General features: G+C 68.9%; 9 protein-coding genes. 7 read left to right on the plus strand and 2 right to left on the minus strand.

The window, feature by feature from the left end:
* Positions 1–3: 3 nt before the first annotated feature.
* A complete protein-coding gene (locus tag ACWPKK_RS06535; RefSeq protein ID WP_452002013.1) occupies positions 4–1,230 on the plus strand; it encodes a glycosyltransferase family protein in 1,227 nt (408 codons plus the stop codon).
* Positions 1,231–1,658: 428 nt separating this feature from the next.
* Here the strand turns inward: ACWPKK_RS06535 and ACWPKK_RS06540 are convergent, their stop codons facing one another.
* Complete coding sequence (locus ACWPKK_RS06540) at positions 1,659–2,729, minus strand: lytic transglycosylase domain-containing protein (RefSeq protein WP_452002016.1); 1,071 nt, start codon at positions 2,727–2,729, stop codon at positions 1,659–1,661.
* A gap of 361 nt (positions 2,730–3,090) precedes the next feature.
* On the opposite strand from ACWPKK_RS06540, the gene ACWPKK_RS06545 reads away from it, so the two are divergent.
* Together ACWPKK_RS06545 and ACWPKK_RS06550 are read left to right on the plus strand one after the other, a co-directional pair.
* Complete coding sequence (locus ACWPKK_RS06545) at positions 3,091–4,317, plus strand: efflux RND transporter periplasmic adaptor subunit (RefSeq protein WP_452002019.1); 1,227 nt, start codon at positions 3,091–3,093, stop codon at positions 4,315–4,317.
* A gap of 15 nt (positions 4,318–4,332) precedes the next feature.
* Entirely contained in the window at positions 4,333–7,458 is a 3,126-nt protein-coding gene (locus ACWPKK_RS06550) for an efflux RND transporter permease subunit (RefSeq protein WP_452002022.1), read from the plus strand.
* Between the two features lie 3 nt (positions 7,459–7,461).
* On the opposite strand, the gene ACWPKK_RS06555 is transcribed toward ACWPKK_RS06550, so the two are convergent.
* Positions 7,462–8,544 (minus strand): patatin-like phospholipase family protein, encoded by a 1,083-nt coding sequence (locus ACWPKK_RS06555; protein ID WP_452002024.1) that lies wholly within the window; start codon positions 8,542–8,544, stop codon positions 7,462–7,464.
* A gap of 176 nt (positions 8,545–8,720) precedes the next feature.
* On the opposite strand from ACWPKK_RS06555, the gene ACWPKK_RS06560 reads away from it, so the two are divergent.
* From ACWPKK_RS06560 to ACWPKK_RS06575, 4 genes are all read left to right on the plus strand, one after another.
* Entirely contained in the window at positions 8,721–9,542 is an 822-nt protein-coding gene (locus ACWPKK_RS06560) for a TrmH family RNA methyltransferase (RefSeq protein ID WP_452002027.1), read from the plus strand.
* On the plus strand, positions 9,539–11,740 hold the full coding sequence (locus ACWPKK_RS06565; protein WP_452002029.1) for a helicase-related protein: 2,202 nt from the start codon (positions 9,539–9,541) through the stop codon (positions 11,738–11,740). The genes ACWPKK_RS06560 and ACWPKK_RS06565 overlap by 4 nt, the downstream gene beginning before the upstream one ends.
* Positions 11,741–11,970: 230 nt before the next feature.
* Positions 11,971–13,260, plus strand: coding sequence for an Nramp family divalent metal transporter (locus ACWPKK_RS06570; RefSeq protein ID WP_452002032.1), 1,290 nt, complete (start codon positions 11,971–11,973; stop codon positions 13,258–13,260).
* Between the two features lie 81 nt (positions 13,261–13,341).
* A complete protein-coding gene (locus tag ACWPKK_RS06575; protein WP_085089623.1) occupies positions 13,342–13,554 on the plus strand; it encodes a SlyX family protein in 213 nt (70 codons plus the stop codon).
* The last annotated feature ends 164 nt before the right edge of the window (positions 13,555–13,718 follow it).

Genomic DNA, 13,718 nt, shown 5'->3' on the forward strand with positions numbered 1-13,718 from the left:
CCAGTGCGTTTCCTCCTGTGTGGCCACGGCACCTCCGAAGTCCTGTGGTCAACCCATGCTGCACTGATCGACCTTGGTCATGAATCGGTGCTGGCCCTGCCGGACATCTCGCAGGACATCATCGATCGTCCCATCGATGCCCTGTTCGTACTGAACCTCTTCCAGATTCCGCGCGACACCATCGAGATGCTGCTGGCGTATGTCGCAAGCTTCGGCAAGCGGCCCGCGGTGGTCCACCTCTGCCTGAACCACCCGGTCGAGGAGATCGGCGCCCAAACGGTGGAGGAGGTTAGGGAAGCCGATCAGTGGATGGATCGGCAGAACGTCTTCATGTGGTGCATGTGTCCGGCGGCGGCGCAGCAGGCGAACCGGATGGGTTTATCGCGCGTATTCTACGAGCCGCTCGGCGTCCATCGCTGGATCTACATCGCACGATCGGCGGACGGCACGTCCGATCTCTACAAGCGCTGGATGTCTCTGAACGATACGGGGCTGGTCCGCCATCCCTATGCGGCCATGAGGGGTGAGGCCGATGCCGCAGAAGGCGAGGCTCTGGTCCGGAACCGCTTTCTCTATCTGGGACAAGGCTGGCCGGACCACATCCCGACCGGACCCGAGCTCTCCGACCCGGCAATTTCCACAGCTGCCGCATCCGTTGCCGGCATCATGATGGAAAGGCCGGAGTTGAATCGGATTCAGGCGATGGATCTGTGCGGATTGGCCGCGCGGTCTGCGGATCCGGGCTGGACACTCCGCTTCAACCGGGCCTTCACCATTGCATTTGCGGTGGAGAACCGCCGCAGATTCGCCACGGCCCTCCGCCACGCCTTCGGGGAGACATTCACCCTCTGGGGCAATGGCTGGGAGCGCCTTGGTATCGATGCGGGCCCCGTGTCCTCGGCCCTGAGGAACGCTTACGGCACGGCAGCCGCCTGCCTGGATTTCGGCAGTCTCGCCTATGACACCGCGGTCTTTCCCAGAACACTGGAGATCATCAAACGGAATGGGCTGCTGGTCGGCTGGCGGCACACAGATGCCGCGCAACTTTTCGGCCCGTATGAGCAGGACCTTACCTTCACCGAAGAATCCGACGCGGTACGGGTCCTTGAAAGGCTGGCAAGCGATCCCGGCCACCGTGAGAAACTGCGCGAGGCCCATCTGAACTGGGCATACGAATCTCTGGCTCTCACCGGCATTTTGCCGAGGATCATCGCGCGCTTGCAAACCTGAACAAAATCCCGTCAGGCAGGGCCGCTTCAGAACAGCGGCTCGGCGGCCTGTGACCGGGTGCCCGGCTTCATGCCGCGCCGCCTGCCGCGGACAGGCTTTGGGCTGGCCGGAAGCAGTCCCTCCCTTTGGGCGCAGAGATCGTGCCAGACATGTCCCGGCCGCTCCGGCGTCCAGTACATGGGCTCGCCGAGCAGAACCTCTTCCCCGCAGCAGCTGCAAGGTGGATATGGGCTGGATGTGTGTTCGGACCGGTCCATCACACCGTTATGCCAGTGACGAGGCGACCCGTAAGTGATGCGGATCAAATCCGACCGCAAGAGGGCAAAAAAATGTTCCGCTCAAGGTTGAGGGCGGAATCGCATGCGCGATCCGCCCCCTCCTGACCGCAGGACGGGGCTGCACGCCCGCCTTTGCTATGTCCGTCCCCGTTACTGTGCGTCCGCCAACGCCACACATGCTCGGTCGCGGCCGGCGAGGCTGCCGCAGCCGTCTGCGCGCTGCGAGACGAAGCGCATCACCACGCGCTCCCCCTTGCCGACCGATTGCGGAGGCAGCAGGGCTTCGGCGACTTGGGTGGTGAATTGCGGGCTGACACGGTGAGTCGACGAGGCCGGGCGCGGCTCGGCACTGGCGACCTGGACCGGCATAGCGGGTGCGGCGGCCGGTTGCGGCAGCGACGCGACGACGACCGGCGCAGCCGCCGGGACCGGAGCTGCAACCGGCTCCGCAGCCTTCTGTTCGGCCGGGCGCGGTTCCATCCGGCGCGGCTCGACCGCGCGGGAGGGCGGAACCTCGGCGGATGCGACCACGACGGGCGGCGGTTCGGACAACTGCGGAGCCGGGACCACCGGCTGCCCGCCGTGCGGCTTCGGCGCGTCGTCCGGCACCACCGCGATTTCGATGGCGCCGGCGCCGGCCGCCAGCGACGGCTCACGGGGGGCGGAGCCGCGCAGCACAGGGGTCAGCGCGGCCAGATACAGCTTGGTCTCGCGCGGCAGGCGCTGCTTGCCGGCCAGATGCTGGGCATAGCAGCCCGGTCCGCAATTGTAGGCGGCAAGGAATCCCGGCGCGCCGAACAGGTCGTACATCTCGCGCAGATAAGCGGTGCCGGCCATGATGTTGTCGCGCGGATCGGACGGATCGGAACCGAGGCCATATTGCGCCCGCATCAGCTCATAGGTGCCGGGCATCACCTGCATCAGGCCGATGGCCCCGGCGGAGCTGGTCAGAACCTTGCCGTTGCGGTTGGTGGCACGGCCGTTGCTCTCCCGCATCATCACCGCGCGGATCCACTTCTCCGGCATATCGTAGCGTTGGGACGCCTCGCGGATCAGCGGGACCCAGCGCGACAGCGGGTCGTTCGGATCGGGGACGTAGGCTGCTTCGACAGGAGGTGCCGTCTGCACCTGCGGCGCTTCGGTGGCACAGCCGGCAAGGCCGAGCGCGAGGCACAGCATAGCTCCGGCGGCGTTGATCGTCGCGAGGTTCAGTTTGACCACGAGGGAGTTTCCGTGCTGTTGGCGCGGGCAGAACAAGAGATGGCTCGCTTTTCAATGTATAGCCCACGCCTGTCAAGCGACAACGCGACCGTTTTCCGAATCCTGTCCCGAAGATGCCCCAAAAAAGCCCTATTGATCCCTTGTTCTCGAGTGGGCAATTAGGATTTTCGGCAAATGTCTGTATGCCTATGTTCGCTGTCCCTTCGAGCAGGACAGTTCCGTCGCAAGCCGCGACAATGGGAACCTTGACGGAACATCGGCGCCACCCTTAATGGAGGGCGACGGCCGCGCCCTCAACCCGCTCCGATATTGCCGTCACAGACAGCAAAGACCGCGCAGGCCCGGCCGAACTGGATCGAGCATGATGACCGCCCCGCAACGGACAGTTCCCCCGCCCCCTCAGCCGCTCAAGCCGCAACGACCTTCACCGCAAGACGACGCTCCTCCCCCGCCCCGCCCGCGGCGCTTCCGCTGGCTCGGCTGGCTCGTCGTCCTGCTGGTGGCGATCGGTGGGCTGGCGCTGTGGCGGACCCAGGGGCCGGCAGCCACACCCGCCGCCCCGCCCGTGCCCGCCGGCGAGCGTCCGGTGGAGCTGTCGGCGCTGGAGGTGACGGCCGTCGCCCCGCGTGCGCTGAGCGAGACCGTCCGCCTCAGCGGCTCCGTCTCTCCGATGGAGCAGTCGGCGGTCAAGGCGGAGGTGGCGGCCAGGCTCGCCGAGGTGCCGGTGCGCGAGGGGCAGGCGGTGCGCCGCGGGGAGGTGCTGGCGCGCTTCGAGACCGTGGAACTTGCCGCCCGCCTTAACGAGAAGCAGGCCAATCTGGAGGGCGCCCGTGCCCAGCTGGTCCTGGCCGAAAAGACGCTGGCCAAGAACCGCACGCTGAACCGCAGCAACATCGTCTCCGACACCAGCCTGGATCAGGCGGAAAGCAGCTTCGGCTTCCAGCAGGCGCAGGTGAACGCCCTTGCGGCCCAGGTGGAGCTGGCGCGCAAGGCCCTGCGCGACGCGGTGGTGGTCAGCCCGATCGACGGGATGGTCGCCACCCGCTCGGTCAATCCGGGTGAAAATCTGGCGGTGAATGCCGCGATGTTCACCATCGTCGACTTGTCGCGGGTCGAGGTGGAGGCGACCATCCCGGCGGAACAGGTGGCGAGGCTCGCCGTCGGCCAGACGGCACGGCTGCGGGTGGAGGGTTTTGGAGAGCGGGAGTTCGCCGGCCGCGTCGCCCGTATCAATCCGATGACGCGGGCGGGATCGCGCGCCATCCCGGTCTATGTGACGGTCGACAACAGGGACGGTGCGCTCCGCGGCGGCATGTTCGCCAGCGGCGAGGTTCTGGTGGCGGAGGCGGCGGGCGCCATCGCGGTGCCGCCGGTCGCCATCCGCCATGACGACGAGGGAGAGTTCGTTCTGCTGATCGCCGACGGCCGCACGATGCGCCGCCCGGTCACGCGGGTTGCGCAATGGGCGCGCGGCGATCTGGTGCAGGTGGAGGGGCTGGCGCCGGGCGACCGGGTCGTCACCGGCAACCTGCCCGGCCTGACCGCCGGCCGCGCCGTCGCGGTCGCCGGCACGGCCACCGGCTCCTGATCTTCGGACACCGCCATGCCGATCACCCGCATCAGCGTCGACAACCCGGTCTTCGCCACCATGATGATGGTGGCGCTGATGGTGCTCGGCCTCTTCTCGTACAACCGGCTTGGCGTCGACCTGTTTCCGGACGTGGATTTCCCGGTGGTGGTGGTCAGCACCAGTTATCCCGGCGCCAGCCCGGAGACGGTGGAGACCGACATCACCCGCCCGGTCGAGGATGCGATCAACACCATCGCCGGCATCAAGACGCTGACTTCGCGCTCCTACGAAGGCCAGTCGGTGGTGATCGCGGAGTTCGACCTGAAGACCTCCTCGGTCCAGGCGCTGCAGGACGTGCGCGAAAAGGTCTCGGCCATCCGCGCCACCTTCCGGGACGAGGTGAAGGACCCGCAGATCACCCGCTTCAATCCGGACGACCAGCCGATCCTGTCCATCGCGGTGACGTCGGACCTGCGGTCCTTGCGCGACCTGACCACGCTGACCGACCAGATCATCCTGAAGCGCCTGCAGAATGTCCGCGGCGTCGGCAAGGCCACCATCGCCGGCGGGGTGAAGCGCCAGATCCTGGTGCGCCTGAAGCCGGAGAAGCTGGAGGCCCTGACCATCGGCGTCGACGAGGTGATCGCCACCGTCACCGGCGAAAACCAGGACGTGCCCGCCGGAACCGTCACCGGCCAGGGACGGGAGCGCGTGATCCAGGTGGAAGGGCGCGTGCGCAACCCACGCGACCTGCTGGACCTGATCGTCGCCCGCCGCGGCGACAGCCCCGTTCGCCTCGGTCAGGTCGCCGAGGTGATCGACGGGCAGGAGGAGCAGGACTCCGCCGCCATGCTGAACGGCGCCCCGGCGCTGGCGGTCGATGTGGTGAAGGTCCAGGGCGCCAACACGGTGGAGGTCGCGCGCGGCCTGCATGCGGCGATCCAGGATCTGCGGACGAACGGCTCGCTGCCGCCCGACGTGACGCTGGCCGTGGTGCGCGACAGCTCCCGCGGGATCACCAACTCGCTGAGCAACGTGCAGAAGACCCTGGTCGAGGGCGGCATCCTGACCATCCTGATCGTCATGGTGTTCCTCGGGTCCTGGCGCAGCACGGTCATCACCGCGCTGACCCTGCCGGTCGCCGTGCTGGGCACCTTCGGCATGCTGGCGGCCATGGGATTCACGCTGAACATGATGACGCTGATGGCGCTGTCGCTCGCCATCGGCATCCTGATCGACGACGCCATCGTCGTGCGCGAGAACATCATGCGCCACCTCGCCCGCGGCCAGGGCCACCGTCAGGCCGCGCTGGACGGCACGGCGGAGATCGGGCTGGCGGTTCTGGCGACCACGCTGACCATCGTCGCGGTGTTCCTGCCGGTCGCCTTCATGGGCGGCATCATCGGCCGCTTCTTCCTGCAATTCGGCATCACCGTCTCGGCCGCGGTGCTGATCTCGCTGTTCGTGTCCTTCACGCTCGATCCCATGCTGTCCAGCGTGTGGTACGACCCGGCGGCGCACGGCAAACATGGCCGCTCCATCTTCGGGCGCTTCGCGGCTTGGTTCGAACGCGGGTTCACCGCCGTCTCGCACGGCTACGGCCGGCTGCTGCGCTGGGGCCTGCGCCGCCGCTTGCTGGTGGCGATCGTGGCGCTGGCGATCTTCTTCGGCAGCTTCCTGCTGGTGCCGCGCATCGGCGTGGAGTTCGTGCCGGCCGCCGACCTCGGCGAGCAGATCGTGGAGGTGGAGACCCCCGTCGGCTCCTCGCTCGCCACCACCACGGCGAAGACCAAGCAGGTCGAGGCGGCGATTCGCGAATTCCCGGAGATCGCCTACACCTACAGCACCGTCAACACCGGCGTGTCCTTCGGCCACAACCGCGGCAGCATCTATCTGCGCTACACCCCGATCGAGCAGCGCAAGCGGTCGCCCAACGACCTCGCCCCGCTGCTGCGCGAACGGCTGTCGGCGATCCCCGGCGTCACCATCGGCATCTCCATTCCCGGCGTCGGCGGCGTGCAGAAGCAGATCCAGGTGTCGGTGCAGGGCCGCGACATCGCCGAACTGGACCGTCTGTCGCAGAAGGTCATCGGCGCCATGCGCGCCATTCCGGGCTTCGTCGATGTCGACAGCACGCTGAAGGCGGCAAAGCCGACGTTGGCCGTGCGGCTGGAGCGCGATATCGCCAGCGACCTCGGCATCGGCACCGCCAAGGTGGCCGACACCCTGCGCCCGCTGTTCGCCGGCGACACGGTGTCGAGCTGGAAGGCGCCGGACGGCGAGAGCTACGACGTGCTGGTCCGCCTGCCCGAAGGCGACCGCGCCGGCCGCGCCGACCTCGACCGCATCTATTTCTCCGGTGGGAAAGACGCCAACGGCACGCCGCGCATGATCCCGCTGTCCCAGGTGGCGGAGGTGGTGACGACGCTGGGCGCTTCGCAGATCAACCGTCGCGACCTGCAGCGCGAGGTGAATGTCCAGGCCAACGTCCAGGGCCGCGCCGCCGGCGACGCCGGGCGCGAGCTGCAGGCGGCATTGGCGAAGATCGAGCTGCCGCCCGGCTACCGCATCGTCTTCGGCGGCTCCACCAAGGACATCGCGGAGACCAGCAGCTACGCGGCGCAGGCGCTGGCGCTTGCCGTCATCCTGATCTACCTGATCCTGGCGTCGCAGTTCGGCAGCTTCCTGCAGCCGCTCGCCATCATGGCCTCGCTGCCGCTGTCGCTGGTCGGCGTGTTCCTGGGGCTTCTGGTGGCGGGATCGACGCTGAACATCTTCAGCGCCATCGGTTTCATCATGCTGATGGGGCTGGTGACCAAGAATGCCATTCTGCTGGTCGATTTCGCCAATCAGGCGCGCAGGCGCGGCGCCGACCTGCACGACGCGCTGGTGGAGGCCGGGATCATCCGCCTGCGTCCCATCGTGATGACAACCGCCGCGATGATCTTCGGCATGATCCCGCTGGCGCTCGGCATCGGCGAGGGCGCGCAGCAGCGTGCCCCGATGGCCCATGCGGTGATCGGCGGCCTGTTGTCCTCCACCATCCTGACGCTGCTGGTGGTGCCGGTGGCGCTGACCTATCTCGACGCCCTGTCGCGCCGGATGAAGCGCTGGTTCGCCCACACCGATCCCGACGCGCAGCAGCACCCGGCGGAGTGAGCGTCAGACGAGGGCCGGCGACCGGGCGGAGCTTTCCACGCCGACGCGGCCCAGATTCTGCTCCACCCAGCGGCCCGCGGCCTCGCGCCCGGCGTCGCGCAGCCAGTTCAGGAAGGTCCAGTCGGTCATCAGCTTGGAATAGACGCCCAGGTCCTGCAGGTGCTCGTCGGCATCGATCAGGTGCAGGCGCGGGGCATCGGTGCGTGCGGACAGGCCGCGCAGTTCCTGCAGCAGCGCGGCGTTGAAGGTGATCTGGTTCAGGCGGGCGGCGATTCCGGCCGGATCCTCCGGGGTGGTGGCGCAGGTGAGGGGATTGATCGCAACCACCAGCAGGTCGGCACCGGGACAGGCCTCCGCCAGCGGCGACAGCGGCGGATTGGCGAGATAGCCGCCGTCCCAGTAGTCCTGCCCGTCGATCCTGACGGCGCGGAACAGGTGCGGCAGGCAGGCCGATGCCAGCAGGTGATCGACTTCGACCTCCGTCTCGTCGAACAGGCGCAGGGCACCGCTCCGCACATTGGTGGCGCTGACGAACAGCCGCAGGCCGCTCCGCCGGATCAGCTCCGGCTCCACCATCTCGGCCAGCAACCCGCGCAGGGGGTGGAAATCCGCCGACTGCGTCTGATAGGGGGTGATCCAGCGCTTCGCCCAATCCACCAGATGCGATCCCGGCGCATGGTCGACGTTCCAGCGGCCGAGCAGCCGGTCGGTCACGCTGGGCCGGATCGGCCCCAGCCGGCCGGCGGCACTCACCCGCTCCCAGAAATTGGCCAGTTCCGCCCGCGCGCCTGCGCATCCGCCCCGCGCCCAGCCCTGCACCAGCATCGCCGCGTTCATCGCCCCGGCGCTGGCGCCGCTGACGCCGACCATCCGGATATCCTCCTCCAGCAGCCGGTCGAGCACGCCCCAAGTGAAGGCCCCATGCGCCCCGCCGCCCTGCAACGCCAGCGCCAGCGTGGGCTTCGGCGGCGGCAGGGCCAGCATCGGCCCCGGCCCCGACAGTTCCAGCGGCTCCTCCGGCCCGACCTGCCGGGCGGTCACGGGCTTGCCGCACACGCGGTTCCACAGCTTGCGGATCATGGTCATGGTCGGCACGTCCTCGCTCAGCTATGCTGCATCGCAACATGAGCAGGACCTTGAGCATCGGCAAGGGGGTATGCCCACGGAAGGGGAGGATTGGCACCGCCCTATCCGCCCCGGCATTGGAAAGCCGCCTCCATATGCACTAAGTAGGCACACGCCCCAGATGCCGAGTGCTCTCCTTGCCCGCCCCTCCGTACCAAGTCATCCCCATCACCGACCCCGAAGATCCGCGCATCGAGTCTTACCGCGATGTGCGCGAACGCGATCTCGTCGGCCGTGACGGGCTGTTCATCGCCGAAGGCGCGGTGGTGGTGCGCAGCCTTGTTCAATCCACCCGCTACCGCGCCCGCTCGCTGCTGATAGCCGACAAGCGGGTGGAAGCGCTGCAGCCGATGCTGGCGGCCCTGCCCACCGGCACGCCCGTCTATACCGCCACGCAAGCCGTGCTCGACCGCATTGCCGGCTTTCCCCTGCATCGCGGCATCCTGGCGGTGGGGGAGAAGACCGAGGTGCCAAGCGCGGCCGATCTGCTGACCGCCTGCGGCCCGGTTGCCCGCGTGGTGATGCTGTTCGGCATCGGCAACCATGACAACATGGGCGGCATCTTCCGCAATGCCGCCGCCTTCGGCGCCGACGCGGTGATCCTCGATCCCGGCTGCTGCGATCCACTCTATCGCAAGGCGATTCGCGTGTCGGTCGGGGCGACCCTGCTGGTGCCGACCGCGAAGCTCGCCGCCGAGGAGGATCCGCTCGCCCTGCTCGACCGCTTCGGCTTTGAGGCGGTGGCGCTGAGCCCCGCCGGTGCCGAGACGCTGGCCGCTCTGACGCCACCCCGCCGCGCCGCCCTGCTGTTCGGGTCGGAGGGGCCGGGCCTGCCCCCGGCATTGCTGGCCCGTGCCCGCAGCGTTCGCATTCCGATGGCCGGCAGCTTCGATTCGCTCAACGTGGCGACCACCAGCGGCATCGTGCTGCACCATATCGCCTCCGGACAGGCCCAATGACCGACGAGATTCCCGAGCTGCCGGCCGACCCGCATCTGGTCCACGACCTCGCCGTCGCCCATCCGGAGGTGACGACGCTGGGCGCCGCCGGCGTGCTGCGGATGCTTGACGCCGAGGCGCGCGGACTGGTGCCGCTTGGATTGCCGCTGCCGAAGGGAAAGCGCGATCTGCTGGTCCCGGCGGAGCGGCGCGAGGCCATCCTGCTGGAGATCACCGGCCGCATCGACCGCGCCCATCGCCGCGACGCGCTGCTGGCCCAGGGCCGCCGCGCGCTCACCGGCAGCCATACCGCATTGCTGTCCTGCGAAGACCGCACCCGTGTCCGCGCCGTGCGCGGCGACGAGCTGCCCTGGCCCGGCCTGTCCCCGGCGATCCGGCTGCAGGTGTCGCGGACCTTCGACGCGCTGGACCTGTCGGACCTGTCCGATGCCGAACTGTCGGCGCGGCTCGACCATGATCCCGCGCTGCGCGCAGCCTTGGACGATGCGCTTTCCCGCGTCGCCGCCCGCCTGCGCGATCTGGCGGAGCGGGCGGGCGACGATCCCGACTGGGGATTCGCCAGCCTCGCCGACCGGCTGGGAAAGGCCGCCCGCAAGCGCGCCGATGCCGACGAGCTTCTCGACCGCTGGGACCGCGAGTACGACCAGTGGCGCCGCGACCGGGCAGAGGCGCGCGGGCGGGCTTATGTCGACCGCCATTTCGATTTCTCCCGCTTCGAGCGGCTGTTCCCGGTGGCGCGCGGCATGAACCGCCGGCTGGTGCTGGTGATCGGTCCAACCAATTCCGGCAAGACCCACCGCGCCATCACCGCGCTCCGCGAGGCGCGTGACGGCGTCTATCTGGCCCCGCTGCGCCTGCTGGCTCTGGAGGTGATGGAGCGGCTGAACGCCGAGGGCACTCCCACCACCCTGATCACGGGCGAGGAGGAAATCCGCACCCCCGGCGCCCGCCACACCGCCTCCACGATCGAGGTGATGGACCCCGACCGGCCGGTGGAGGTCGCGGTGATCGACGAGATCCAGATGCTGGCCGACCCGGCGCGCGGCTGGGCCTGGACCGCCGCGCTGATGGGCGTCCCGGCGGAGACCGTCTATATCCTCGGCGCGCCGGAGGTCCGCCCGCTGGTGGAGCGCGCCGCCGCCCATCTCGGCGAAGCGTTGGAGGTGGTGGAACTCGACCGCAAGACCCCGCTGTCGATGCTCGACCGCCGGCTGGAGTGGGCGGAGGTGGAGCGCGGCGACGCCCTGATCGCCTTCTCACGCCGCGAGGTGCACAGCGTCCGCGACACGCTGCTGGCGCAGGGCCTGTCGGTCGCCGCCATCTATGGCGCGCTGGCCCCGGCGGTGCGGCGGCGCGAAGCGGCGCGTTTCCTGTCAGGCGAGGCCGACGTGGTGGTGGCGACGGACGCCATCGGCATGGGTCTCAACCTGCCTTGCCGCCGCGTGCTGTTCACCGCACTGGAGAAGTTCGACGGCAGCGCTGTCCGCCCTCTGACCGCGACGGAGGTGAAGCAGATCGCCGGCCGCGCCGGGCGCTTCGGCCAGTTCGAGGAGGGACATTTCGGCGTCATCGCCCGCGGCACCCCCGCCACCCTGAAACGCCTGCTGGAGGCGCCCGACCGCCGCCTGCGCGCCGACGCCCCCCTGCCGGTCCGCCCGACCCGCGCCATGCTGGCTCGTCTTGCCAGTCATATCGACAGCGACGAGACGCGCCTGCTGGTGGACTGCTTCGGCACCGCGGCAACTGCCGGTTCCCCCTTCCGGCTGGCCGATCTGTCCGCCCTGCGCCGCGCAGCGCCGATGCTGGACGCCCGGCGGCTGGCCCTGGCCGCCAAGCTGGAGTTACTGCTCGCCCCCGCCGATCTGGAGGAGCCGGAGGACGCCAAGGTGTTCGCCGCCATCCTCGACGCGGTTGAGGCGGGGGAAAGCCTGCCGCTCGCGCGCCTGATCCCGGCCCGGCTCGACGGACTGACCGCCGATGTGCTGGAAGCGGCGTCCCGGACCTGCGACCTCTATTTCTGGGCATCCCGCAAATTCCCCGATGCCCTGCCAGACCGCGACCGCGTGCGCAGCGCCCGCGACGCCATCGGGCAATGCCTGTCGGAAGCCCTCGCCTCCCGCGCCCGCCGCCGCGAACCGCCGCCCGCCGCCGGCTTCCGCGGCGCCCCGCGCAAGCGCTTCGGTCCCCGCCGACGGTGAGGACCGCGAATGGTTCCCGGCAGAATTCGTCCGCATGGCACTGCTGCGCTGCGAACGAAGTGACTTTCCCGCTGTTCTGAACTGGACCTGCTCCGGCAGTGCCCCCATATCGATAGATGCGTCCTATTGTGATGTTCGGGTACATCGATTGGACACTATCGAACCGGTCGGCCATTCTTGCATCAGCGGTCAAGTCTCTGGCCGCCAAGGACCGTTCAGGAGCAACCGGCGTGAAGACCGCATCCCCCACCATTGCCGCAGACGCCACATCCCGCATCCCCGCGACCGGACGCCGGTTCTGGACCATGCTCGGCCCCGGCTTCGTGGTGGCGGTCGGCTACATGGATCCGGGCAACTGGGCGACGGACATCGCGGCAGGGTCCAGCTTCGGATTCGCGCTGCTGTCGGCGGTGCTGATCGCCAGCCTGGCCGGCATCTTCCTGCAAGGGCTGATCGTCCGGCTGACGCTGGCGACCGGCAAGGATCTGGCCCGGCTGATCCGCGACCGCTTCCCCCGCCCGGTGGCGATGGCGGTGTGGGCCGTGTCCGAACTGGCGATGATCGCCACCGATCTGGCCGAGTTGCTGGGCAGCGCCATCGCGCTGAAGCTGCTGTTCGGCATCCCGATCATGGCCGGCGTGGTGATCTCCGCCGTGCTGACCTTCGGCATCCTGGCCCTGCCGGGTGCGAGGGGCCGTGCGCCCGAGCTGGTGGTCGGCGCGCTGATGAGCGTGGTCGTGGTCTGCTTCGCCTGGGAGCTGGTGATCGCCCGCCCCGACCCCGGCGCCCTGCTGGCCGGGCTGGTTCCGAGCATCGAACTGGCCCGAGATCCGGAGATGCTGTACCTGTCGCTGGGCATCATCGGCGCCACCGTCATGCCGCACAACCTGTTCCTGCACTCCGGACTGGTCCGCTCGCGGCTGGCCGAAGTGAAGACGGCGGAGGAGCGCCGACAGGCCGCCCGCTGGCTGACCATCGACCTGTCGACCGCGCTGGCGCTTGCCGGTTTGGTCAACGGCTCCATCCTGGCGGTTGCCGCCGTCGCGTTCCAGGGCGTCACCACCGGCAGCAGCCCCGGCATCGAGGACGCGCATGCCCTGCTGGGCAGCAGCATCGGCGGGGCCGCCGCGCTGATCTTCGCCATCGCCCTGCTGGCCGCCGGACAGAGCTCCACCACCACCGGCACCATGGCCGGCCAGATGGTGACGGAAGGCTTCCTGAACCTGCGCCTGCGCCCCGTCACCCGTGCGCTCATCACCCGCGGCGCCTCGCTGATCCCGGCGCTGGCGGTTCTGGGCAGTGCCGGCGACGGCGCGGTGGATGAACTGCTGGTCTTGAGCCAGGTGGTTCTGGCCCTGACCCTGCCCTTCATCCTGATCCCGATGCTGTTGCTGCTGCGCAACGACAAGCTGATGGGTGGGTTGGCGATGGCGCCGTCGACCCTGCGGCTGGCGAGCTTGACGGTGCTGCTGCTGACCGGCCTGTCCGGCTGGCTGGCCGGCACCACGGCGATGGCGTGAGCGGAAAGGCACCTCGACCGGAAGCGGGGAATGGTCCATCTTGCGGCCCCTCCCCGTTCCTCACTGTCTGACCGGTGCCCCATGGATCCCGCCCTCGAACAGCGCCTCGCCGACTTGGAAAGCCGCCTCGCCCACCACGAGCGCATGGCGGAGGAGATGTCCGAGGTCATCTTCGCCCAGGGCCAGACCATCGACCGCCTGACCGCACAACTGAAGCGCATGCGCGACCGGGTCGAGGCGGCCGAATACGCGATAGCCTCTCCGCAGGATGACCGGCCGCCGCCGCATTATTGAGGGGTGGAGGCATTTCCGTGCCGCGTTAGACCCCCACCTAACCTCCCCCGCTGGGCGGGGGAGGGACTGCCGCCACTTTCCCGAACAAGCATTTGGTCCCCTCCCCCGCCCAACTCTCGCACAAAGCATAGCTTTGTGCTGACGCGGCAGGCGGACCATAGGTC

The organism is Azospirillum largimobile, from assembly GCF_977007025.2.